A 23,549-nucleotide genomic window follows, 5' to 3' on the forward strand; every position below is an offset into this window, starting at 1 on the left:
TTTTGGCCCGGGGGAGGGTTTTGGCCTTGGGGTTGGTGTGGGGGGGGGGGGGGAATCGGTTGTGTGCCGGGGTTGTGGGGGTTGGGGGGTATGTCGCGTTTGCCCTGGCCAGCCTGGTGTTGGGGGCGGGTGCAGGGCTGCTGAATGGGGATACGCAAAAGAACATCATGGCCTGTGTGCCGCGGGCGCGTACCGGCATGGCATCCGGGCTGAGCACCACCACCCGGTTTGCTGCCATTGTGCTCGCCATCGGTATTTTCGGTGGTGTGCTGGCTACGCGTGGCGAGCAATTGCTGCGACACGCGCTGCAGCAGGTGGCGCCCGGGCAGTTGGGCAATGTCGCTGCCATGGCCACACGCGTTGCGGCGGGTGATATGCCAGCAGCGCTGGCGTTGGTCGAACCGGGCCTGCGCGAAACCCTCGCGCCGCTCACCCGGCAGGCCTTCATGGGCGGGTTCCAGGCGATGCTGCTGTGTGCCGGCTGCGCAGCACTGGTATTCGCCGTGTTCGTCGGTGCGCTATTGAGCCGTCCGTTGCCGACCGCGGTACTGCAAACCGCGCGCTAAGCTGGCTTATTGCAACTATCTTTCCTGTGCCCCACAACTATTTGAAAGCGCAGATGTCATTTTCTGCAGGCCGGCGATGTCATGGGGATACCGGCCTTAACGCACAGGAGCGAAAGGCACATGGCAGCACTGCACGGCAGCACGTTGGACGCAATCAAGACCAACCAGGCACAGGTGCTCAATGAGTGGGTTTCAAGCCTGGAAGCCAGCGGCGCCGCCCGCAACCTCAAGGATCAGACGCTCGGCCAGGAAACCCGCGAGTTCCTGCAACTGCTGATCGAAGGCCTGCAGGCAGACAGCGGCAACGACATTGGCGCGGCAGGGTGGGACGAAATCCGCCGGTTCCTGGAAAGACTCTCTGCCAGCCGGGCCCAGCTAGGGCATGACTCGCACCAGACGGTGTATTTCATCTTCGCCCTCAAGGGCCCGCTGTTCGGCTTGCTGCAGGCCCACTACAGCAACGAACCCGCACGCTTGGCCGAGCAGCTGTGGGTCGTCTCCGAACTGCTCGACAACTTGGGCATGCACACCATCCGCACCTACCAGAAGACGCGCGAAGCGGTGATCAAGCGCCAGCAGGAAGAGCTGCTGGAGCTGTCCACGCCGGTGGTGAAGCTGTGGGACGGTGTGCTGGCATTGCCGTTGATCGGTACACTGGACTCGCAACGCAGCCAGACCGTGATGGAATCGCTGCTGCAACGCATCGTCGACACAGGTTCGGAAATCGCCATCATCGACATCACCGGTGTGCCGACCGTCGACACCCTGGTAGCCCAGCACCTGCTCAAGACGGTCACCGCGATCCGCCTGATGGGCGCCGATTGCATCATCAGTGGCGTGCGCCCGCAGATTGCCCAGACCATCGTGCACCTGGGGCTGGACCTGGGCACCCTGACCACCAAGGCCAACCTTGCCGACGCCTTGAAACTGGCCTTGTCGCGCCTGGGTGTGAGCCTGGCCGAGCGGGTATAGGCCATGGAACGCATACCGATCCTGCAAATGGGCGAATTCCTGCTGGTGACCATTCAGGTCGACATGCATGACGAGCTGGCCATGCGCCTGCAGGATGACCTTACCGACCGCATCAGCAGCACTTCGGCCCGTGGCCTGTTGATCGATATTTCCGCGCTCGACATGGTCGACTCGTTCATCGGCCGGATGATCGCCGACATCGCCAGCCTGTCGCGGCTGATGGATGCCCAGGTGATGCTGGTGGGCATGCAGCCGGCAGTGGCCATCACCCTGGTCGAACTGGGCCTCACCTTGCCGGGTGTCAGTACCGCGCTGAACGTCGAGCGTGGCATGCAACGGCTTCGCCAGACTGTGAGGCGCGCATGAGTGCCCAGGACAGTGGCAGCCTGCCGGTACGTATCGAGCAGGATGTGGTGCTGGCCCGCCAGCTGGCCCGCAAGCTCGCCGGTGAATGCGGCATGCGCCTGGTCGACCTGACCAAGCTGGTCACTGCCGTCAGCGAACTGGCCCGCAACACCGTGGTCTACGGCGGTGGCGGCGACATGGACTGGCAGGTGCTGGAAGAGGCAGGGCGCACGGGCTTGCGCCTGGTGTTCCGCGATGAAGGCCCCGGCATTCCCGACATCAAGCTGGCGCTGACCGACGGCTGGACCTCCGGCAACGGTCTGGGCCTGGGCCTGACCGGTGCCCGGCGCCTGGTCGATGAGTTCGAGCTGGATACCGCTCCTGGCGAGGGCACACGGGTGACGATCACACGATGGGCATGAACATCCACGCCAGCCGTACGCAGGTGCTGCCACTCGAAGACAGCAGCCAGGTCGGCCACGCACGGCGCATGGCGCAGAAACTGGCCGAGCAGCAAGGCTTCGATGGCGAGGACGCCGGGCGCGTGGCACTGCTGGCCACCGAGCTCGGCAGCAATGTGCTCAAGCATGCGCAGCGCGGTGAACTGCACCTGCGCGCGGTGCCCGGTGCCCACGGCTGCGGTATCGAACTGCTGGCCGTTGACCGCGCGCAGGGCTTCGATACCGCAACCTGCCTGGCCGATGGCTATTCCACCGGCGGCACCCAAGGCATCGGCCTGGGCGCGATAGCGCGCCTGGCCCAGGTGTTCGACGTGCACACCGATGAGCGCGGCTCGGTGATCCTGGCGCGCTTGTACCGGCGCCACAGCGCCGACGCTGATGTTCGTATCGGCGTCAGTCACCATGCCCTGCATGACGACCCGGCCTGCGGCGACACCTGGCATGTGGCAATCGACGGCAACCGCCTCAGTGCCCTGCTGGTGGATGGCCTGGGCCACGGCCCTGACGCCGAAACCGCCGCGCAGGCCGGTGCCAGGGCGTTCGCTGCCGAGCCGTTCCTCGACCCGTTGCTGCTGATCGGGCGCCTGCACCAGGCCATGACGGGAACCCGTGGCGGTGCCGTGGCCGTCGCCCAGCATGACGCCAGCCACAACCGCCTGGCCTTCACCGGTATCGGCAACATCGGCGCCAGCCTGATCGACGGCGTGCACGCCCGTGGCCTGGCCTCGCACCCGGGCATCGTCGGCGGGCAGTACCGCAAGGCCCAGGTGTTCGACTACGCTCAGGTGAACGGCAACTTGCTGATCCTGTACAGCGACGGCCTGCAATCGCGCTGGAAACTTGAAGACTACCCTGGCCTGGTGCATCGCCACCCGGCCGTGATCGCGACCGTGCTGCACCGTGACTTCTGCCGAGGTCGGGATGACGTGACGGTACTGGTCGTCGACCTGGAGCCCTCCCATGGCTGAACCCGTAACCGACCAGGCGGCACTGGTGGCCCGCCTGCAGGCCGAAAACGACGCCCTGCGCGCAGAACTCGAAGAGACCAACCAGGGTGTGCTGGCGCTGTATGCCGAGCTGGACATCCAGGCCGAACAGCTGCGCCAGGCCTCGGACCTGAAAAGCCGCTTCCTGTCTTACATGAGCCACGAGTTCCGCACCCCGCTGGGCTCGATCCTGAGCATCACCAGCCTGCTCGCCGACGAGCTGGACGGCCCGTTGTCCGAAGAGCAGCACCGCCAGGTGGCGTTCGTCAGCACCGCCACCCGCGAGCTGTCGGACATGGTCGACGACCTGCTCGACCTGGCCAAGATCGAGGCCGGGCGCATCACCATCTCGCCGGCCTGGTTCGACATGCTCGACCTGTTCGCCGCCTTGCGCGGTATGTTCCGGCCGATTGTCGAAGGCAGCGCGGTGGACCTGATCTTCGAGGAGCCGGTGGGCCTGCCCAGGTTGTACACCGACGACAAGAAGCTGGCGCAAATCCTGCGCAACTTCATTGCCAATGCGTTGAAGTTCACCGCCCGCGGGGAGGTACGCGTTTCGGCCCGGCTGCAAGGCGAGGACCAGATCCGCTTCGCCGTCAGCGACACCGGCATCGGCATCCCGGGCGGGCTGCTGAACACCTTGTTCGAGGACTTCGCCCAGGTCGATTCGCCCTTGCAGAAACGCCTGCGCGGCACCGGCCTGGGCCTGTCGCTGTGCAAGCGCTTCGCCCTGCTGCTGGGCGGCGAGGTGGGCGTGACCAGCGAGCCTGGGGTCGGCTCCTGCTTCTACGTGATCATTCCGCTGGCCCTGGCCCAGGAGAATGCCGATGAAACCTGACCTGCGCCTGCTGATCGTCGACGACAACGCGGCCACCCGCTACGCGTTGCGCCGGCGGCTGGGCGTGCAGGGTTACGAGGTGCTTGAAGCGGGCACCGGCGGCGAAGGGCTGGCGCTGATCCGTGAGCAGCAGATAGACGCGCTCATCCTCGACGTCAACCTGCCTGACATGAGCGGTTTCGATATTGTCCGCCTGCTGCGCGAGGACGCCCGCACCGCCTTGCTGCCGGTGATTCATGTGTCGGCAGCGTCGATCCAGAGCGGCGACATCATCACCGGCCTGAATGCCGGCGCCGATGCTTACCTGATTCACCCCGTGGACCCGGACGTCTTGCTGGCCACCCTGCGCACCCTGCTGCGCGTGCGCGACAGCGAACGGGCTCTGCGCGAGAGCGAGGCGCGCTTTCAGGAGATTTTCCGCGGCGTGTCGGCGCCCATTGCGGTGCTCGACGCCGAGCTCAAGGTGCACGAGTGCAACACGGCCTTCGTCCAGCTCGTGCAGGACAATCACCACCCCGAGTACCTGCGCGAATGCTTTGCCAGCCAGCAGGACGCCGCGCTGTGCGAGTTGCGCGAACACATCGGCTCGGGCGAGCGCTGGAAGGGCCAGTTGGGCATGCTGGTGCACGGCCAGCCACGCGACACCGAGTGGCAGCTGTCACCTTACCGTACCCCCGGCCTTTGCCTGGTCTTTGTCGAGGATGTGACCGAGCATCGCCACCGCGAGCGCTTTCACCTGGCCCGGCTGGACGATGCCACCACACAGTTGGCCAAGGAAGTGGCGGAGCACGCCCGCACCGAAGCCCAGCTGTTGCAGCTGCAGAAAATGGATGCCTTGGGCAGCCTCACCGGGGGCATCGCCCACGACTTCAACAACCTGTTGACCGGCGTGATCACCAGCCTCGAACTGATCCGCAAGCGCGTCACTGAAGGGCGCACGGAAAAGGTCCCCAAGTACATCGAGGCGGCGCTGGGCTCGGCCAGCAGCGCCGCCGTGCTGACTCACCGCCTGCTTGCCTTCGCCCGCCAGCAGCCGCTGGATACTCGCCCGGTGGACGTCAACCAGCACATCCGCTCGCTGGAGGTTTTGCTCGCACGGACCATTGGCGAGCGCATCATCCTCAACCTGGATCTGTCCGATCAGTCGGCCATCGCCCTGGTCGACCCGGTGCAGCTGGAAAGCGCCGTGCTCAACCTGGTGATCAACGCCCGCGATGCCTTGCCCAAGGGCGGGCATATCTGGGTCACCACCTGCACGGCGCTGGTCCACGGTGACCCGAACCTGCGTGACGGGTCTTATGTGTCGGTGACGGTGCGTGACGATGGCTGCGGGATCGAAACGGCGCTGCTGGACAAGGTGTTCGACCCGTTCTTCACCACCAAGCCGGTGGGGCAGGGCACAGGGCTGGGGCTGTCGACCATCTATGGCTTTGCCCGCCAGTCGGGTGGGCATGTGGCGCTGCACAGTGTGCTGGGCCAGGGCACCGAGGTTACCCTGATGTTGCCCGCCACCGGCGACTGCGCTGTGGCCCCGCACCGTGAGGCAGCAGAAGACGCGCAGGGCAATGGTGAGCATGTGCTGATTGTCGAGGACATGGCTTCGGTGCGCTTGTCGGTGGCCGAAGCGCTGACCGACGCGGGGTACCGCTGCACATTGGCATCGACCATCGATGAAGCGCTTGAACAGTTGCGGCAGGAACCGGGGCCGGATTTGCTGTTGACCGATGTCGGGTTGCCGACCTTGAGTGGGCGCGAGTTGGCGGACATGGCCAGGACCTATAGGCCCGGGTTGCCGGTTTTGTTCATGACCGGGTATGCCGATGAGGCGCTGGACCGGCAGGCGTTTCTGGGGGAAGGCATGGATATGCTGGTGAAGCCATTCCGCTTGGGTGAGTTGTTGGAGAAAGTGAGGCGGGCGCTAGGCGCAGGGCGAGGGTAAAGCCTGAGTTCCGGCGTACGCATACCCGCATCAACGACCACCACGACATCAGGGGCAAACGCTCCGCCACAGGCGTTAACTGAGCAAGTCCTGCTAGGCACGCCTTCACCGCGTTGAGTGAACCTGTCGCGGACCGCATAACCAGGAGCTTGCGCCCGGTGCCCGATATTCCGACTGTCTACGCCAAACGCTTCGATGCCGTGCTTGCTTACATCGATGGCCATCTTGAGGGTGACCTCTCGGTGAGCACGCTGAGCGAGGTGGCGCATTTTTCGGCGTTTCACTTCCATCGGCAGTTCACCGCCTATGTGGGTGTGCCGGTTGCACGTTATGTGCAGCTGATGCGCCTGCGGCGTGCGGCGCATCGCCTGGCGTCCGGTGAATGCTCGGTGCTGGACGCCTCGCTCGACGCCGGCTTCGACAGCCCCGAGGCATTCAGCCGGGCCTTTCGAAGGGACTTCGGCATGACGCCCAGCGCCTTTCGACGGCAGCCGAACTGGCAGGCCTGGCATGCGGTTTTCGCTGTTCCCCACTTTTCCAGGAGCATTACCATGCAGGTACGGATGGTCGATTTCGCCGAAGTCCGGGTCGCCGCCCTCGAGCACCGCGGCCCTCCCGCGCAGCTTGACGAGAGTGTGCGCCAATTCATCCAGTGGCGCATGGGCAGCGGGCAGTCGCCGGTAGGCGCGAGCCGTACCTTCGGCATTCCATACGGCAACCCCGACACAACGCCAGCGCAAGCATTTCGCTTTGATATCTGCGGCGAGATCGACGGGGCCGTGGCGCCGAACGACTACGGCGTCCGCGAGCTGATCATTCCCGGCGGCCGCTGTGTGGTCGTTCGTCACACCGGCTCGCCCGATCACATCGGCGAGAGCATCTATCCGATCTATCGCGACTGGCTGCCCGGCAGCAACGAAGAACTCCGTGACCACCCGCTGTTCTTTCATTATCTGAGCGTCTTTCCTGAGACGCCGATGGACGAGTGGCAGACGGATATCTATGTCCCGCTGCAGTAGGGTTAAATCTGATTTTCAGCGTAACAGCGTGTTACGACGTCGGAAGATTTTAGACACAAAAAAAGACGCCCAAGGGCGTCTTCTTTTTTTGGATTTGGTGGAGCCGGGGGGATTTGAACCCCCGTCCGCCAGTACTCCGCTGTCGGTACTACATGCTTAGCCGTGTCTACTGATTTAATCCGCAGCCGCCCGACGGGCAGGGTGCTTTGGATGAGTTGGGTAAGTTTTAGTCGCTTTGCCCCCAACGTGCTACACGACGATCCTGTTCTGTATGACAATCATTTCGGGTTTACAGGCATCCCCTGATGATTGCTGGAGCCGAAGCTACCAGGAGAGCGGGCTCAGCTGCTTACGCAGCGAGAGCGTAGCCCTCGTAGTTTTCGTCATTGGCAACTATAGAAAGTTGCAACAGTGGATTTACGAGTTCTGTTACCAACTCGGCATGCACCTAGAGTTTCGCTACCGGCGTCGAATCCTGATCGGCCCCACACTAGCTCTTGGCTAACGCACCTTACGGCACGTGAGGCGGAGTATACGCCATTGCGCGGGCGACGTCGACAGCCGGTCCTGTCGCCCGCGCAGCGAGGGCTCAAGCTCCGCTGCCGCCGGCCGAACCGCTGCCTTTCTCGGTTTTTTCCAGGCGCTCCAGCACCTTGCTGGTGATGGCGATGCAGCCTTTGGTGTCACCGGACGCCTGGGCGGCCTTGGCCTTGTCGACCTGTTCGGTGAGGGCTTTGTCCAGGCCTTCGGAGGTGGCGCCGGCGGTGGCCATGCTGTCGTCGATCTTCTGCAGGTTGGCGGTGCACAGGTCATCGGCGGCGAAGGCCGGGGATGCCAGGAGGGTAGCGGCCGCGAAGAGGGCCGAAAGCGCGGTACCTTTCATGGGTGTCTCCTTTTATGGCCGCTGGGAGGTGGGCCTGTAAGGGTGGACTGCCGGGGTTTGGCGAGGGTTCCATTGGAGTGATGGCTTGTGGGAGCGGGCGTGCCCGCGAAGCAGGCGCTGCGGTGGATGGCACGGGCTTCGCCCGTGTTCGCGGGCGCGCCCGCTCCCACAGGGTTTGCGCCGCCCGCCAGTTATCGAGGGTCAGATGCTGCGCGGGCGGGTGACGCGGTCTACCAGGTAGACCAGGCCGTGATAGTCAATGCCGCTATGGCTCGACAGGCCGATTTCGCAGGTACGGCTGGTGGAGATGCCTTCGCTGCAATATTGCACCGCGTCCTTCAGGCTGCGCAGCGAATGAGCGTTGAGCTCGGGTGTGGTGAAACCCTTGTCGCCAGCGAAGCCGCAGCAGTGAATGCCTTCCGGCACTACCACCTGCTTGCTGCAACGGCGTGCCAGGTCGATCAGCGCCTGGCTTTCACCCAGATGCTGGGTGCTGCACGTCACGTGCACGGCCACCGGTTCGTCCTGGGGGGTGAACTCCAGCTTGTCGACCAGGTGGGTGCGGATGAAGCGCACCGGGTCGTACAGGTCCAGCCGGGTTTCGCCCAGGTCTTGTACCAGGCGCAGGGTGCAGGGGCTGGTGTCGCAATAGATCGGGTCGAGGCCGCCGCGGCTGGCGTGGAGCAGGGCGTTGATCAGCTCCTGGCGCTTGTGCTCGGCCTGCTCGGCATAGCCTTTGGAGGCGAACGGCTGGCCGCAGCATAGGCCGTCGGCGTTGTCCGGGAACACTACCTGGTAACCGGCCTTTTCCAGCAGGGTGCGGGTCTTGTCGAGCAGCGAGCTTTGCTCGCGGTCGGCGTAGGCGGGGCCCATTACCCGTGAAACACAAGCGGCGAGGTAGACCACGCGAGGCCGCGCATCGTTGCTCGCCGGGCCAAAGTCCATGGTGCGCAATGGCTGCGGCATGGCCGGGGTCCATTGCGGCAGGCGGCCTTTGCTGGCCTTGCTCAATGATGCACTGAGGCGCCCCAGGCGTGGGGCGCCGAGCAGTTTGCGGGCGGTGTTGGCGGCAGTCAGGGTGAAGCGGGCGCCACCCAGGGCTGTGTGAAAATGCTCGGCCAGCCAGTCGGCGGTCTTGGCGTGGTCGGCGGCCTGGCTGCGCAGCTTCTTCACCAGCTCGCCGGTATTGATGCCCACCGGGCAGCGCTGGGCGCACAGGCCGGTGGCGGCGCAGGTGTCGATGCCCTGGTACTGGTAGGTCTGCAGCAGCTCGCGGGTGTCGACGCCGGCGCGCTTCTTTGCCTGGATGTCGCGCCACATGACGATGCGCTGGCGTGGGCTGAGGGTCAGGCCTTTGGAGGGGCAAACCGGTTCGCAGAAGCCGCACTCGATGCACTTGTCGACGATCTCGTCGGCGGCAGGCAGCGGCTTGAGGTTTTTCAGGTGGATGTCTGGGTCTTCGCTCAACACCACGTCGGGGTTGAGGATGCCGTTGGGGTCGAGCAGGCGCTTGAGCTTCCACATCAGCTGGTAGGCGTCATGGCCCCATTCCAGCTCGACGAAGGGTGCCATGTTGCGGCCGGTGCCGTGCTCGGCCTTGAGCGAGCCGCCGAACTCGACGGCCACCAGCTGCGCGACGTCGTCCATGAAGGCCTGGTAGCGCGCGACTTCCTCGGCACTGTTGAAGCCCTGGGTGAAGACGAAGTGCAGGTTACCTTCCAGCGCGTGGCCGAAGATGATCGCTTCGTCGTAGTGGTGCTTGTCGAACAGCTGGATCAGGCGGTTGACGCCTTCGGCCAGTTGCTCGACGGGGAAGGTGACGTCTTCGATGATCACCGTGGTGCCGGTCTGGCGCACGGCGCCGACGGCGGGGAAGGTGTCCTTGCGGATTTTCCACAGCTGGTTGTACACGGCCGGGTCTTCGCTGAACTCGACCTTCTGTTCCAGCGGGTAGTCGGCGATCGAGGCCATCACCTGTTGCAGCTGTTCGTGCAGCAGGCTCTGGCTGGCAGCGCGGGATTCGATCAGCAAGGCGCAGGCGTTGTCTGACAGGCCTTTTACCCACAGTGGCATGCCCGGCATGTTCTGCACCGAACGCAGGCTGCGGCGGTCGAGCAGCTCCACGGCGGACACGGGCTGGCGCTTGAGCACGGTGACGGCGCGGCAGCAGCTTTCCACGCTGGGGAACACCAGCAGGGCGCTGGCCTTGTGCGGGTGGTCGGGCACGGTGTCGTAGGTGACGGCGCTGATGAAGCCCAGGGTGCCTTCGGAGCCGACCAGCAGGTGCTGCAGGATATCCAGCGGCTGGTCGTAGTCCACCAGTGCGTTGAGTGACAGGCCGGTAGTGTTCTTCAGCCGGTACTTGTGCCGGATGCGGTTGGCCAGTTCGGTGTTGGCGCGGGTTTCGCGGCCCAGGCGGGCCAGCGCTTCGAGCAGTTCGCCGTGGCTGTTTGCAAAGGCTGCGACACTGGCGGGGTCTTCGCTGTCGAGGCGGGTGCCGTCGGCCAGCACCAGGCGCAGGCCGGCGAGGGTGTGGTAGGTGTTCTGCGCGGTGCCGCAGCACATGCCGCTGGCGTTGTTGGCGACGATACCGCCGATCTTGCAGGCGTTGATCGAGGCCGGGTCGGGGCCGATCTTGCGCCCGTAGGGGGCCAGCCAGGCGTTGGCCTGGGCGCCGATGACACCGGGTTGCAGGCGGATCTGCTCGCCCTGGCCGCGGATTTCTTTACCCCCCCAGTTGTCGCCGAGGACGATCAGCACCGAGTCGCTGATGGCCTGGCCGGACAGGCTGGTGCCGGCGGCGCGGAAGGTCACCGGCACGCATTCGCGCTGGGCCAGTTGAATCAGCCCGACCACTTCGTCCTCGGACTCGACGCGCACCACCAGCTTGGGGATCAGCCGGTAGAAGCTGGCGTCGGTGCCGAAGGCCAGGGTGGAGGTCGGGTCGTCGAAACGGCGTTCGGCGGGGATCAGGCGCTCGACATCACGCAGGAACGCAGCAGGCAGGCTCATGCAATCTCCTCGCGGGGCCGCGGCGTCTGGCGCGCGGCGTGCCCCGGTCATTCAGGCGGTATCGTAGGCGGGCGCTCAGGCGCCCAGTTCGCGGACCAGCGAGTCGCGGGTGATCTCGCTGATCGACTTGGCGCCGGTCAGCACCATGGCCACGCGCATTTCCTTCTCGAACAGTTCGAGCAGGTTCTTCACCCCGGCCTGGCCATGCACGGCCAGGGCCCAGAGGAAGGCGCGGCCGATCAGCACGCTGTCGGCGCCGAGGGCGATCATGCGCACCACGTCGAGGCCGCTGCGGATGCCGGAGTCGGCGAGGATCTTCAAATCACCTTTTACCGCATCGGCAATCGCCGGCAGGGCGCGGGCACTGGACAGCACGCCGTCGAGCTGGCGGCCGCCGTGGTTGGACACGACGATGCCGTCGGCACCGAACTTGACCGCGTCGCGGGCGTCGTCGGCGTCGAGGATACCCTTGATGATCATCGGGCCGTCCCAGAATTCGCGGATCCACTCCAGGTCCTTCCACGAAATGGACGGGTCGAAGTTGTTGCCCAGCCAACCGATGTAGTCGGCAAGGCCGGTGGGGTTGCCACGGTACTTGGAGATGTTGCCCAGATCATGCGGGCGGCCCATCACGCCAACATCCCACGCCCACTCGGGGTGGGTCATGGCCTGCAGCACGCGGCGCATCGGGCCGTTGGCGCCGCTCATGCCAGAGTGGGCGTCGCGGTAGCGGGCGCCGGGCACCGGCATGTCGACGGTGAACACCAGGGTCTTCACGCCGGCGGCCTTGGCCCGCTCCAGCGCGTTGCGCATGAAGCCGCGGTCCTTGAGCACGTACAGCTGGAACCACATCGGCCGGTCGATGGCAGGCGCCACTTCTTCGATCGGGCACACCGATACGGTCGACATGGTGAACGGAATGCCGTGGGCCGCCGCCGCACGCGCCGCCTGCACTTCGCCGCGCCGGGCGTACATGCCGGTGAGGCCGACCGGGGCCAGGGCCACGGGCATGCTGAGGGTTTCGTCGAACAGGCGGGTGGAGAGGCTGAGTTCGGACATGTTCTTCAGCACGCGCTGGCGCAGGGCGATGCTGGCCAGGTCCGAGACGTTGTGGCGCAGGGTGTGCTCGGCGTAGGCGCCGCCGTCGGCGTAGTGGAAGAGGAAGGGAGGCAGCTTGCGTTGGGCCGCGGCGCGATAGTCGGTGGAGGCGGAAATGATCATGGATTCTCGCAGCGTGGGTTGAAGGAGATGCCGGGCGCGTCAGGGCGCCCGGCCCCTTTCACTTTAGTGATGAACCAGCATGCCGGTCAGCCAATAGGCCTGGATCAAGGTGATCAGGCCGACGATGGTGGCGAAGAACAGGCTGTGCTTGACGGTGAAGCGGAACAGGTCGGATTCCTTGCCGACCAGGCCGGTGGCGGCGCAGGCCACGGCGATCGACTGCGGCGAGATCATCTTGCCGGTCACGCCGCCACTGGTGTTGGCGGCAACCAGCAGGGTGTCGTTGACCCCGATCTGGTGCGCGGTGGTGGCCTGCAGCGAGCTGAACAGGGCGTTGGACGAGGTGTCGGAACCGGTCAGGAACACGCCCAGCCAGCCGAGGAACGGCGAGAAGAACGGGAACGCGGCGCCCGTGCCGGCCAGCACCAGGGCCATGGTCGACGACATGCCCGAGTAGTTGGTGACGAAGGCGAAGGCCAGCACCATGCCGATCGACAGGATCGGCCAGCGCAGTTCCCAGAAGGTCTCCTTGAAAGTGGTCAGACCAGTTTTGAAGTTGATCTTCAGCACCCACATGGAGATCAGCGCCGAAAGGAAGATCGCGGTGCCGGTGGCGGAGATCGGGTCGAGCTTGAACACCGCTGGCATGGCAGTCGGCGCGGTGACGATCGGCGCGGTCTTGATCACCAGCTGGTCGAGGTGCGGGATGGCGAAGTTGAACACGAAGTTGTACATCGCGCCGCCCGGGGCGAAGGCCGCCTTGAACGGTTTCAGGGTCCAGATGGTGACCAGCACGGTCAGGATCAGGAACGGCGACCAGGCCTTGAAGATCTCGCCGAAGCTGTATGGGGTCGGCTGGCTGCCGCTTGGCTGCACCACGGCGGCGCCGACGCTGCCTTTGGCTTCGGCGAAGGCGCGCTTGGGCTGCCAGACTTTCAGGAACAGCGTCAGGCAGATCAGGCTGGCCAGGGCCGAGGTGATGTCCGGCAGTTCAGGGCCGATGAAGTTCGAGGTGAAGTACTGGGTCACGGCAAAGCTCAGGCCGGCGACCAGGGCCGCGGGCCAGGTTTCTTTCACGCCGCGCAGGCCGTCCATCATGAACACCAGCCAGAACGGTACGAACAGCGACAGCAGCGGCAGCTGGCGGCCGGTCATGGCGCCGATGTGGAAGGCGTCGATGCCGGTGACCTGGCCGGCCACGATGATCGGGATGCCCAGGGCGCCGAAGGCGACCGGTGCGGTGTTGGCGATCAGGCACAGGCCGGCGGCGTACAGCGGGTTGAAGCCCAGGCCCACCAGCAGCGCGGCGGTGATGGCCACCGGGGCGCCGAAGCCGGCCGCGCCTTCGAGGAAGGCACCGAAGCAGAAGCCGATCAGCAACACCTGCAGGCGCTGGTCGTCGGTGATCGACAGCACCGAGCTGCGGATCACTTCGAACTGGCCGCTCTTGACCGTGAGTTTGTACAGGAACACCGCGGCAACGATGATCCAGGCAATTGGCCAGAGGCCGTAAAGGAAGCCGTACCCTGCGGCAGCCAGGGCCATGTCGACAGGCATCTGGAAGGCGAAGATCGCCACCAGGATCGACAGGGCAAGGGTGATGCTGCCAGCCACGTGGCCTTTGAGACGGAACACGGCCAGGGCCAGGAAGAAGAACACGATGGGGATGACCGCCGCCAGCGCGGACAGGCCGAGACTACCGAGCGGGGTATAGAGTTGTTGCCAGGTTTGCATATGGGGTGGCCCCTAATTGTTGTTGGTCAGGCACTGGCATTGGATAATTGGTAAGACCAATTTACAATGGCTGGTCGCTAGGTTAAAAGCGCTGTCGTGGGTGTGTCAATTTGTCCTGTGCAAAACTTTGGTCGTGGGTCGATGAACGGGCGCCTGGAGCCTTGTGAAAATCATCGGCTGATGCGTGCTGGCGCGGCGTGGATCGGCGAGAATAGGCACCCCCTGAAATTGGCCGGGGGTTTTGTGGAGAGCATGTGATGGTTTTTGATCAGGTCCGCCAACGGCGCCTGTCCGACGACATCGTCGATCGGTTGGAAGGGATGATTCTGGAAGGCACGCTGACCTCTGGGCAGCGGCTGCCGGCCGAGCGCGTCCTGGCCGAACAGTTCGGTGTGTCGCGCCCGTCACTGCGTGAGGCGATCCAGAAGCTGGTGGCCAAGGGTCTGCTGGTGAGCCGCCAGGGTGGCGGCAACTACGTGGCTGAATCGCTCGGTTCGACCTTCAGCGACCCGTTGCTGCAGTTGCTCGAGCACAGTGCCGAGGCGCAGCGCGACCTGCTTGAGTTTCGCCATACCCTGGAGGCGTCATGCGCCTATTACGCGGCCCAGCGTGCCACCGAGCCGGATCGTGCGCGGCTGAAGGCGGCGTTCGATACCTTGCAGGATTGCTATGCGCGCGCTGACGAGGTGACGCGGGCGGAGGAGGGCGCGGCCGATGCGCGCTTCCACCTGGCGATTGCCGAGGCCAGCCACAACGCGGTGTTGCTGCATACGATCCGTGGCTTGTTCGACCTGCTAAAGCGCAACGTGGTGACCAACATCGGAGGCATGTATCAGCAGCGTACGGAAACACGCGACATGCTGATCAGTCAGCACCGCGAGTTGTACCTGGCGATTGTCGAGGGCAGGGCGGAAGATGCGCGGGAGGTGTCCAGCCGGCACATTCTGTATGTGCAGGAGGTGCTGGAAGAGGCGCAGGATGAAGCCCAGCGGGTGGCACGGGCAGAGCGGCGCAGCGGGCGTTGAGATCGGTGCTGGATTCTTCGCGGGCATGCCCGCTCCCACAAGTACTGAGCAAATTTCAGGCCCAGTGCAGTCCTGTGGGAGCTGGCTTGCCCGCGAAGAGGCCGGAACAGGCTTAAAGAGTGATTACTCTTCCTTGCCCTTGTTCCGCACCGCACGCTGCAGCTCGCGGTTGGAGTCGCGTTCGCGCATGGTGTCGCGCTTGTCGAACTCCTTCTTGCCCTTGCCAAGCGCGATCTCGCACTTGATCAGGTGCTTGCTCCAGTACAGCGCCAGGGCCACGCAGGTGTAGCCCTTCTGCGCCACGGCGGCCTCCACGCGCTCGAGCTCGCGCTTGTTCAGCAGCAGCTTGCGGGTGCGCGTGGGGTCGGCGATGACGTGGGTGCTGGCGGTAGTCAGCGGGGTGATGTGGCTGCCGAACAGCCAGGCTTCGCCATCCTTGAGCAGCACGTAGCTGTCGGTCAGGTGCGCCTTGCCGGCCCGCAGGCTTTTTACTTCCCAACCGGACAGGACCAGCCCGGCCTCGAACTTGTGTTCGATGAAGTAATCGTGTCGCGCCTTTTTGTTTTGCGCGATGGTCCCGGTCGGATGTTTCTTTTGTTTAGCCATAGGGGCGGCATTATAGGCAAGTCATCGCGTGATCGGCTATGGGATTTCGGTGTGCTTGAGCCACTGCAATGAATACCGGACAATACAAGGCCTGTTCTATGCACAGAACCTGTTTTCGGCACGCTGCGAAGCGCCGCCAACCAGCCTTGGAAGTGACGCCTGGATGACTACCCATATTCAACGCTCCGCCCTGCTGCCGTACCCTGCCCAGGCGCTCTACGATCTGGTCAATGATGTGGCCAGTTACCCTGAATTTCTGCCGTGGTGCTCGGCGTCGACAGTGATCGAGGCCAGCGACACGCACATGCGGGCGAAGCTGGAAGTGGCCAAGGGCGGCATGAGCCAGCAGTTCGTCACCCGCAATGTGCTGGTGCCGGGGCAGTCCATCGAGATGTACCTGGAAGAGGGGCCGTTCACCCAGCTGCATGGCCTGTGGGTGTTCAAACCGCTCGGTGACAAAGCCTGCAAGATCAGCCTGGACCTGACCTTCGACTACGCCGGCGCGATCGTGCGTGCCACGCTCGGGCCGCTGTTCAACCAGGCGGCCAATACCCTGGTGGATGCGTTCTGCCAGCGTGCCAAGCAGCTCAATGGTTAAGGTCGAAGTGGCCTACGCCACGGCCGAGCGCCAGTGGCTGTTGGCCTGTGAAGTGCCGGATGGGGCAAGCGTGCGTGAAGCGCTGCGCTTGTGCGGGATTGCCGCGCAGGTCGGCGGGCTGGATGTCGAGCAATGCCCTGTGGGTATTTTCGGCAAGCAGGTGGCGGATGCGCACGAGCGCGTGGTCGAGGAAGGGGATCGCCTGGAGATCTACCGGCCTCTATTGCTCGACCCGAAAGAGGCGCGCAGGCAGCGTGCTGCACAGGCCAAGGCCAAGCGCTAGCTGAACTGGCTGGCAATAAAAAGCCCGGACCATGGTCCGGGCTTTTTCATCTGGCCGGCAATTACTGCGGTGAGGTTTCCAGCGGTGCCGGGGTCGGCACCGGGGTGGTCTCGATGGTGTCGATCTCGCGCTGGATGGACTCTTCCGTCGAGCCTGGCTTGGCCGGTTTCTCTTCCGGCTGCGGCTTGGCCTGCTCTGGCTGGGCGCTCGGGCTGACAGTCGTGTCGCTGCTGCCACCGAGGATTTCCTGGTCGCGGCTCACGCCTGGCATGAAGTCGCCGGACAGGCTGACCAGTTGGTCGCTGTCGTTGAAGAAGATACTCATGCGTTCCTGCTGGCGTTTGCCGCCACCCGGCTGCAGGCTGTACAGATAATCCCAACGGTTGGTGTTGAAGGTGTCCTGAAGCAGCGGGTTACCCATGATAAACCTTACTTGCCGACGGGTCATTCCGGGGCGTAATTGGTCTATCATGTCTTGCGTGACGACATTGCCCTGCTGGATGTCGATTTTGTAAACCCCGGGAAACGAGCAACCGGCGAGTGCGAGCAGTCCCGCGAGGGCGAGGCTGTTTAGCAAGAGCTTGGTGTTTTGCATCGGTGGGCGACTTCCACTATCTTGGCTGGACAACGTAAACCCCGATCATACCCGTATTAAGAGAAGCTGCGAAGCAGCATCGGCGAGAAAGCTGACCATGGTTGAAAATAGCGAATTGCGCAAAGCCGGTCTCAAGGTGACACTGCCTCGAGTCAAGATCCTTCAAATGCTCGACTCTACCGAGCAACGTCACATGAGCGCCGAGGATGTCTACAAGGCGCTGATGGAGGCTGGCGAGGACGTCGGTCTGGCAACCGTCTATCGCGTACTGACCCAGTTCGAAGCGGCTGGCTTGGTGGTACGCCACAACTTCGACGGCGGCCACGCGGTGTTCGAGCTGGCTGACGGCGGTCACCACGACCATATGGTCAACGTGGAGACCAGCGAAGTGATCGAGTTCATGGACGCTGAAATCGAGCGTCGCCAGAAAGAGATCGTGGCCGAGCATGGCTACGAGCTCGTGGACCACAACCTGGTCCTGTATGTGCGTAAGAAAAAGTAACGATTTAGCGCGTTATGAATGACAAAGGCGACCTTCGGGTCGCCTTTGTGCTTTAGAGGCTGGCAGAAGATGCACTGCTTGTTCCGGCCTCTTCGCGGGCAAGCCCGCTCCCGCAAGTACTGCACAAGCCTTGAAGTCTTTGAGCGTCCTGTGGGGGCGGGCTTGCCCGCGAATGGGGGCGAAGAAGATCTCAAGCCTTGCCGGAAACCACCATCTTGCGCGCATGCGCCAGGGATTCCTTGGTCAGGTCAATGCCGCCGAGCATCCGCGCCACTTCCTCGACCCGCTCGCGCTTGCCCAGGCTGGCCACCGCGGTATGGGTGGTGTCGCTGTTACGCACCTTGTGCACGAACAGGTGATGGTGCCCTTGCGCCGCAACCTGCGGCAGGTGCGTCACGGTCAGTACCTGGCCGCGCTCGCCCAGGCGGCGCAGCAGCTGCCCAACGATTTCGGCCGTCGGGCCGCCGATGCCGACGTCCACTTCGTCGAACACCAGGGTTGGAATGCGCGAGGTTTGCGCCGTGATCACCTGGATCGCCAGGCTGATACGCGACAGCTCGCCGCCGGACGCTACCTTGGCCAGGCCCTTGAGTGGCTGCCCAGGGTTGGCGCTGACCAGCAGTTCGATCTGCTCCAGGCCGTGCGGCGACAGGTCGTGGCCTTCGTTGGGTGTGAGCTCGATGCAGAACCGGCCACCCGGCATGCCCAGGCGCTGGATTTCCTGCTCCACGGCCACGGCCAGCTGCTTGGCCGCCTGCTGGCGCAAGGCGCTCAGCTCCAATGCCTTCTCTTTATAGTGCTGGGCAAAGGCGCCAAGCTCCTCGCCCAGGCGCTCGATCGACTCATCGCTGGCGTTCAGGCCTTCCAGTTCGTCCATCAGCTGTTGCTGCAGGTGCGGCAGCTCGGTGGGGTGCACGCGGTGCTTGCGCGCCAGGGTATAGATTGTGTCGAGGCGCTCTTCCAGTGCTTGCAGGCGCATGGGGTCGGCATCGAAATTGTCGAGGAAGCGGTTGAGTTCGCCCATCGCTTCTTCTACCTGGATCTGTGCGCTGGCGATCATGTTCGCGGCCTCACCCAGCGCGCGCGGAGCGTTCGCTGCAGCGCCGAGGCGGTTGAGGCTGGAGGTGAGGGCGCTGAGCACGTTGCCCGAATCGCTCTCGCTGCACTGGTCGATGACCTGGCGACAGATGCCGAACAGGGCTTCGGCGTTGGTCAGGTTCTTGTGCTCCTGCTCCAGGTGCTCCAGTTCGTTTTCGCCCAGGCCGAGGTTGTCGAGCTCTTCAAGCTGATAGCTGAGCAGCTGGTGGCGGGCGCGTTGCTCGTCGCCGGAATTGCTCAGTCGCTCGAGCTCAAGGCGGGTCTGGTTCCAGCGCTTGGCGGCAAGTTGCACCTGGCGGGCCAGGTCGATGGCGCCGGCGTATTCGTCCACCAGGCGGCGGTGGGTATCGGTCTTGAGCAGCGACTGGTGTTCATGCTGGCTGTGGATGTCGATCAGCAGCTCGCCCAGCGCCTTGAGGTCGCCGAGCGGGCAGGGGGTGCCGTTGATGTAGCCACGGCTGCGGCCTTCGGCGGTGATGACCCGGCGCAGGATGCACAACCCGTCGTTGTCCAAATCGCGTTCGGCCAGCCAGGCATGGGCTTCGGGGATGTCCACCAGGTCGAACGTGGCAAGGATGTCCGCCTTGTCGGTGCCGGGGCGCACCACGCCACTGTCGGCGCGGTCGCCGAGGGCCAGGCCGAGGGCGTCGAGCATGATCGACTTGCCCGCACCGGTCTCGCCGGTGATGACCGACATGCCACGGGCGATTTCGAGGTCGAGGTGCTCGACGATGGCGTAGTTGTGAATGGACAGGTGCACCAGCATGGGGGCGGCTCCCGAAGTTCAGGTCTGGTTATTTATACAGTACTTTTTTCGGCCCTGCCAATGCCCTCTGGCGGATTCTGTTGCGGCCTGCAAAACCCGCTTGCCCCTTGAAGCTGGTTTTTCCGGCCCCATATAGCCGGCAGACACGGCGAGCTTTGCTCGTACAACAGAAATTGCCCAGGAGAGAACTCATGGCTGACGAACAGCTGAATGAAAAAGACCTTAACGCCGAAGAGGCTGGTGCAGTGGATAACGGCGCCCGCGTTCAGGAGCTCGAGGAGCAGCTGGCCGCCGCCAAGGATCAGTCCCTGCGTGTCGCTGCAGAAGCGCAGAACAGCATTCGCCGCGCTGAGCAGGAAGTCGACAAGGCGCGCAAGTTCGCCCTCGAGAAGTTCGCTGGCGACCTGCTGCCGGTGATCGACAGCCTGGAGCTGGCCCTGGCGCACTCCAATGCTGATGACGAACAGGTCAAGACCATCCGTGATGGCGTCGAGCTGACCCTGAAGATGTTCCAGGACACCCTGAAGCGCTACAACCTCGAAGCCATCGACCCGCACGGCCAGCCATTCAACGCCGAGCACCACCAGGCGATGGCCATGCAGGAAAGCGCCGACGTCGAGCCGAACAGCGTGCTCAACGTGTTCCAGAAGGGCTACCTGCTCAACGGTCGCCTGCTGCGCCCCGCCATGGTGGTGGTGAGCAAGGCACCGGCAGCCCCGCAACCTTCTATCGATGAGAAGGCTTGAAATCTGTCGGGGCATCCCCATCTAGGTGTCAAGCGTTCAAGTATTACCGCAGTTGGCCAGCAGTAGCCGCTGCCACCAAATTCAAGTTTCGGGAGAGATAACATGGGCAAAATCATCGGTATTGACCTGGGGACCACCAACTCGTGCGTCTCCATTCTGGAAAACGGTAACGTCAAGGTCATCGAAAACGCCGAAGGCGCGCGTACTACCCCTTCGATCGTGGCCTACGCTAACGACGGCGAAATCCTGGTCGGTCAGTCGGCCAAGCGCCAGGCTGTGACCAACCCGCACAACACCCTGTTCGCCGTGAAGCGCCTGATCGGCCGCCGCTTCGAAGAAGACGTCGTGCAGAAAGACATCAAGCTGGTGCCGTACAAGATCGTCAAGGGCGGTAACGGCGACGCTTGGGTACAGGCCGCTGGCAAGGACATGGCGCCACCTCAGATCAGCGCCGAAGTCCTGAAGAAAATGAAGAAGACCGCCGAAGACTACCTCGGCGAGCCAGTTACCGAAGCGGTCATCACCGTTCCGGCTTACTTCAACGACAGCCAGCGCCAGGCCACCAAAGACGCCGGTCGCATCGCTGGTCTGGACGTGAAGCGCATCATCAACGAACCGACCGCCGCTGCGCTGGCCTACGGCATGGACAAGGCCAAGGGCGACCACACTGTCATCGTTTATGACCTGGGTGGCGGTACCTTCGACGTTTCGGTCATCGAAATCGCCGAAGTTGATGGCGAGCACCAGTTCGAAGTGCTGGCCACCAACGGCGACACCTTCCTGGGTGGCGAAGACTTCGACATGCGCCTGATCGACTACCTCGTCGACGAGTTCAAGAAAGAGTCCGGCATGGACCTGAAGAACGATCCACTGGCTCTGCAGCGCCTGAAAGAAGCCGCTGAAAAGGCCAAGATCGAGCTGTCCTCCGCTCAGTCGACCGACGTCAACCTGCCGTACATCACTGCAGATGCCACCGGTCCTAAGCACCTGAACGTGAAGATCTCCCGCGCCAAGCTGGAGTCGCTGGTAGAAGATCTGGTTCAACGTACCATCGAGCCTTGCCGCATCGCCCTGAAAGACGCCGGCATCGACGCCAGCAAGATCGACGACGTGATCCTGGTCGGTGGCCAGACCCGTATGCCGATGGTGCAGAAGGCCGTTGCCGATTTCTTCGGCAAGGAAGCGCGCAAGGACGTCAACCCGGACGAAGCCGTGGCCATGGGTGCTGCCATCCAGGGCGCCGTACTGGCCGGTGACGTGAAAGACGTACTGCTGCTGGACGTCAGCCCGCTGACCCTGGGTATCGAAACCATGGGTGGCGTGATGACCGCGCTGATCGAGAAGAACACCACCATCCCGACCAAGAAGTCGCAGGTGTTCTCGACTGCCGACGACAACCAGGGCGCCGTGACCATTCACGTGCTGCAAGGTGAGCGCAAGCAGGCTGCGCAGAACAAGTCGCTGGGCAAGTTCGACCTGGCTGACATTCCGCCAGCGCCACGTGGCGTACCGCAGATCGAAGTGACCTTCGACATCGACGCCAACGGCATCCTGCACGTCGGCGCCAAAGACAAGGCCACCGGTAAGGCTCAGTCGATCGTGATCAAGGCCAACTCCGGCCTGTCGGACGAAGAAATCGAGCGCATGGTGCGTGACGCCGAGGCCAACGCCGAGGAAGACCGCAAGTTCGAAGAGCTGGCCGCTGCCCGTAACCAGGGTGACGCACTGGTGCACTCGACTCGCAAGATGGTCGCTGACGCCGGTGACAAGGTCACTGCTGAAGAGAAAACCGCGATCGAAGCGGCCGTAGTTGCCCTGGAAGCCGCTGTCAAAGGCGACGACAAGGCCGCCATCGACGCCAAGGTCGAAGAGCTGTCCAAGGTTTCGGCTCCGGTTGCTCAGAAGATGTACGCCGAGCAGCAGGCCGAACAGCCTCAGGGCGGCGCGCAGCAAGCCGAGCCGGAAGCCAAGCACGATGACGTGGTTGACGCCGAGTTCGAAGAAGTGAAAGGCGACGACAAGAAGTAATCGTTGCATGTTGTCGACCCGTTCACCGGCTTGTGCCGGTGAACTGGTAGGATGTCGCCGCGCGGGGGCTTGCTCCCGCGTTGGCGTATCTGGAATTCGAGATTTTTTACAGCATTTGTCCGTGCCACTCGTGGTTTGCAGGCAGGTGCTGATGGCGCGGCGCAGATGCCGGACGCCCCACAAGGTGCAAATGACCTATGTCCAAGCGTGATTATTATGAGGTCCTGGGTGTCGAGCGCGGCGCCAGCGAAGCTGACCTCAAGAAGGCTTACCGCCGCCTGGCGATGAAATACCACCCGGACCGCAACCCGGGCGACAAAGAGTCGGAAGACAAGTTCAAGGAGGCCAACGAGGCCTACGAAGTGCTGTCCGATGCGAGCAAGCGTGCGGCGTTCGACCAGTACGGTCACGCCGGCGTCGACCCGAGCATGGGTGGCGGCGGTGCCGGCTTCGGTGGCGCCAACTTCTCCGACATCTTCGGTGATGTGTTCAGCGACTTCTTCGGTGGTGGGCGCGGCGGTGGACGTGGCGGTGCCCAGCGCGGCAGCGACCTGCGCTACACCCTGGAGCTGAACCTGGAAGAAGCAGTGCGTGGCACCACGGTCAGCATCCGCGTGCCAACGCTGGTCAACTGCAAGCCGTGCGACGGCTCCGGTGCCAAGAAGGGTTCGACCCCGTCGACCTGCCCGACCTGTGGCGGCATCGGCCAGGTGCGCATGCAGCAAGGCTTCTTCTCGGTGCAGCAGACCTGCCCGCGCTGCCATGGCCAGGGCAAGATCATCACCGACCCGTGCACCTCGTGCCACGGAGAAGGCCGTGTCGAGGAATACAAGACCCTGTCGGTCAAGGTGCCGGCGGGTGTCGATACCGGTGACCGCATCCGTCTGTCCGGTGAGGGCGAGGCGGGTACCCATGGTGGGCCGACCGGCGACCTTTACGTTGTGATCAGCGTGCGCGAGCACGAGATCTTCCAGCGTGATGGCAAGCACCTGTATTGCGAAGTGCCAATCAGCTACACCGACGCCGCCCTGGGTGGCGAGCTGGAAGTGCCGACCCTCGATGGTCGCGTGAAGCTGAAGATTCCGGAAGGTACCCAGACCGGCAAGCAGTTCCGCCTGCGTGGCAAGGGCGTGGCGCCGGTGCGTGGTGGTGGTGCCGGTGACCTGTTGTGCCGTGTGGCGGTGGAAACCCCGGTCAACCTCAGCCGCCGTCAGCGCGAGTTGCTCGAAGAGCTGCGCAGTTCGCTGGAAGGCGACAGCTCCCATTCGCCCAAGGCCAATGGCTGGTTCGATGGCGTGAAACGCTTCTTCGGCGATCTTTGAGAAG

The 23,549-nt window shown here is 63.8% G+C and carries 22 protein-coding genes and 1 other RNA gene; 15 read left to right on the plus strand and 8 right to left on the minus strand.

What is annotated here, in order from left to right; genetic code table 11:
• Positions 1 to 167 precede the first annotated feature (167 nt).
• The 8 genes from CAF78_RS25315 (at position 168) to CAF78_RS25350 (ending at position 7,126) form a co-directional block, all read left to right on the plus strand.
• On the plus strand, positions 168 to 566 hold the full coding sequence (locus CAF78_RS25315; RefSeq protein WP_256576950.1) for a hypothetical protein: 399 nt from the start codon (positions 168 to 170) through the stop codon (positions 564 to 566).
• 120 nt (positions 567 to 686) lie between these two features.
• Complete coding sequence (locus tag CAF78_RS25320; protein ID WP_085677186.1) at positions 687 to 1,538, plus strand: STAS domain-containing protein; 852 nt, start codon at positions 687 to 689, stop codon at positions 1,536 to 1,538.
• A 3-nt stretch (positions 1,539 to 1,541) separates the two neighbouring features.
• Positions 1,542 to 1,904 carry an STAS domain-containing protein gene (locus CAF78_RS25325; protein WP_085677187.1) on the plus strand — a complete coding sequence of 121 codons (363 nt, stop codon included), beginning with the start codon at positions 1,542 to 1,544 and terminating at the stop codon, positions 1,902 to 1,904.
• Positions 1,901 to 2,305 carry an anti-sigma regulatory factor gene (locus CAF78_RS25330; protein WP_085677188.1) on the plus strand — a complete coding sequence of 135 codons (405 nt, stop codon included), beginning with the start codon at positions 1,901 to 1,903 and terminating at the stop codon, positions 2,303 to 2,305. The genes CAF78_RS25325 and CAF78_RS25330 overlap by 4 nt, the downstream gene beginning before the upstream one ends.
• On the plus strand, positions 2,302 to 3,312 hold the full coding sequence (locus tag CAF78_RS25335; protein ID WP_085677248.1) for an ATP-binding protein: 1,011 nt from the start codon (positions 2,302 to 2,304) through the stop codon (positions 3,310 to 3,312). Before CAF78_RS25330 ends, CAF78_RS25335 begins: the two co-directional genes overlap by 4 nt.
• Positions 3,305 to 4,168 (plus strand): sensor histidine kinase KdpD, encoded by an 864-nt coding sequence (locus CAF78_RS25340; protein WP_085677189.1) that lies wholly within the window; start codon positions 3,305 to 3,307, stop codon positions 4,166 to 4,168. The genes CAF78_RS25335 and CAF78_RS25340 overlap by 8 nt, the downstream gene beginning before the upstream one ends.
• A complete protein-coding gene (locus tag CAF78_RS25345; protein WP_085677190.1) occupies positions 4,158 to 6,107 on the plus strand; it encodes a response regulator in 1,950 nt (649 codons plus the stop codon). The genes CAF78_RS25340 and CAF78_RS25345 overlap by 11 nt, the downstream gene beginning before the upstream one ends.
• Positions 6,108 to 6,265: 158 nt before the next feature.
• On the plus strand, positions 6,266 to 7,126 hold the full coding sequence (locus CAF78_RS25350) for an AraC family transcriptional regulator (RefSeq protein ID WP_085677191.1): 861 nt from the start codon (positions 6,266 to 6,268) through the stop codon (positions 7,124 to 7,126).
• A 95-nt stretch (positions 7,127 to 7,221) separates the two neighbouring features.
• Here CAF78_RS25350 and ssrA read toward each other — a convergent pair.
• From ssrA to CAF78_RS25375, 5 genes are all read right to left on the minus strand, one after another.
• Positions 7,222 to 7,613: a transfer-messenger RNA gene (ssrA, locus tag CAF78_RS25355) on the minus strand.
• 102 nt (positions 7,614 to 7,715) lie between these two features.
• A complete protein-coding gene (locus tag CAF78_RS25360; RefSeq protein ID WP_060509394.1) occupies positions 7,716 to 8,009 on the minus strand; it encodes a hypothetical protein in 294 nt (97 codons plus the stop codon).
• A 201-nt stretch (positions 8,010 to 8,210) separates the two neighbouring features.
• The gene (locus CAF78_RS25365; protein WP_085677192.1) at positions 8,211 to 11,021 is read right to left on the minus strand and encodes an FAD-binding and (Fe-S)-binding domain-containing protein; all 2,811 of its coding nucleotides are present in this window, start codon (positions 11,019 to 11,021) and stop codon (positions 8,211 to 8,213) included.
• A 75-nt stretch (positions 11,022 to 11,096) separates the two neighbouring features.
• Positions 11,097 to 12,242 carry an FMN-dependent L-lactate dehydrogenase LldD gene (gene lldD, locus CAF78_RS25370; RefSeq protein ID WP_085677193.1) on the minus strand — a complete coding sequence of 382 codons (1,146 nt, stop codon included), beginning with the start codon at positions 12,240 to 12,242 and terminating at the stop codon, positions 11,097 to 11,099.
• 63 nt (positions 12,243 to 12,305) lie between these two features.
• Positions 12,306 to 13,976, minus strand: a complete 1,671-nt coding sequence (locus CAF78_RS25375) for a lactate permease LctP family transporter (protein ID WP_085677194.1) — start codon at positions 13,974 to 13,976, stop codon at positions 12,306 to 12,308.
• A gap of 257 nt (positions 13,977 to 14,233) precedes the next feature.
• Between CAF78_RS25375 and CAF78_RS25380 the strand changes: the two genes are divergently transcribed.
• Positions 14,234 to 15,001 (plus strand): FCD domain-containing protein, encoded by a 768-nt coding sequence (locus CAF78_RS25380; RefSeq protein WP_085677195.1) that lies wholly within the window; start codon positions 14,234 to 14,236, stop codon positions 14,999 to 15,001.
• Between the two features lie 123 nt (positions 15,002 to 15,124).
• On the opposite strand, the gene smpB is transcribed toward CAF78_RS25380, so the two are convergent.
• Entirely contained in the window at positions 15,125 to 15,607 is a 483-nt protein-coding gene (gene smpB, locus CAF78_RS25385; RefSeq protein ID WP_003249914.1) for an SsrA-binding protein SmpB, read from the minus strand.
• Between the two features lie 163 nt (positions 15,608 to 15,770).
• Between smpB and CAF78_RS25390 the strand changes: the two genes are divergently transcribed.
• Together CAF78_RS25390 and CAF78_RS25395 are read left to right on the plus strand one after the other, a co-directional pair.
• Positions 15,771 to 16,205 (plus strand): type II toxin-antitoxin system RatA family toxin, encoded by a 435-nt coding sequence (locus CAF78_RS25390; RefSeq protein ID WP_085677249.1) that lies wholly within the window; start codon positions 15,771 to 15,773, stop codon positions 16,203 to 16,205.
• Positions 16,198 to 16,488, plus strand: coding sequence for an RnfH family protein (locus tag CAF78_RS25395; protein ID WP_085677196.1), 291 nt, complete (start codon positions 16,198 to 16,200; stop codon positions 16,486 to 16,488). The genes CAF78_RS25390 and CAF78_RS25395 overlap by 8 nt, the downstream gene beginning before the upstream one ends.
• A gap of 61 nt (positions 16,489 to 16,549) precedes the next feature.
• On the opposite strand, the gene CAF78_RS25400 is transcribed toward CAF78_RS25395, so the two are convergent.
• On the minus strand, positions 16,550 to 17,083 hold the full coding sequence (locus CAF78_RS25400; protein WP_085677197.1) for an outer membrane protein assembly factor BamE: 534 nt from the start codon (positions 17,081 to 17,083) through the stop codon (positions 16,550 to 16,552).
• Positions 17,084 to 17,180: 97 nt separating this feature from the next.
• Here CAF78_RS25400 and fur point away from each other — a divergent pair, with 97 nt between their 5' ends.
• Positions 17,181 to 17,585 (plus strand): ferric iron uptake transcriptional regulator, encoded by a 405-nt coding sequence (gene fur / locus CAF78_RS25405; protein ID WP_008096237.1) that lies wholly within the window; start codon positions 17,181 to 17,183, stop codon positions 17,583 to 17,585.
• Positions 17,586 to 17,775: 190 nt separating this feature from the next.
• Here fur and recN read toward each other — a convergent pair whose 3' ends face one another.
• The gene (gene recN, locus CAF78_RS25410; RefSeq protein ID WP_085677198.1) at positions 17,776 to 19,449 is read right to left on the minus strand and encodes a DNA repair protein RecN; all 1,674 of its coding nucleotides are present in this window, start codon (positions 19,447 to 19,449) and stop codon (positions 17,776 to 17,778) included.
• Between the two features lie 191 nt (positions 19,450 to 19,640).
• On the opposite strand from recN, the gene grpE reads away from it, so the two are divergent.
• The 3 genes from grpE (at position 19,641) to dnaJ (ending at position 23,545) form a co-directional block, all read left to right on the plus strand.
• A complete protein-coding gene (gene grpE, locus CAF78_RS25415; RefSeq protein ID WP_085677199.1) occupies positions 19,641 to 20,195 on the plus strand; it encodes a nucleotide exchange factor GrpE in 555 nt (184 codons plus the stop codon).
• Positions 20,196 to 20,297: 102 nt separating this feature from the next.
• On the plus strand, positions 20,298 to 22,223 hold the full coding sequence (dnaK, locus tag CAF78_RS25420; protein WP_085677200.1) for a molecular chaperone DnaK: 1,926 nt from the start codon (positions 20,298 to 20,300) through the stop codon (positions 22,221 to 22,223).
• A gap of 197 nt (positions 22,224 to 22,420) precedes the next feature.
• Positions 22,421 to 23,545 (plus strand): molecular chaperone DnaJ, encoded by a 1,125-nt coding sequence (gene dnaJ / locus CAF78_RS25425; RefSeq protein WP_085677201.1) that lies wholly within the window; start codon positions 22,421 to 22,423, stop codon positions 23,543 to 23,545.
• The last annotated feature ends 4 nt before the right edge of the window (positions 23,546 to 23,549 follow it).

It is taken from the genome of Pseudomonas sp. R28(2017) (assembly GCF_002112505.1).
In the GTDB taxonomy this organism is placed as follows: Bacteria; Pseudomonadota; Gammaproteobacteria; order Pseudomonadales; family Pseudomonadaceae; genus Aquipseudomonas.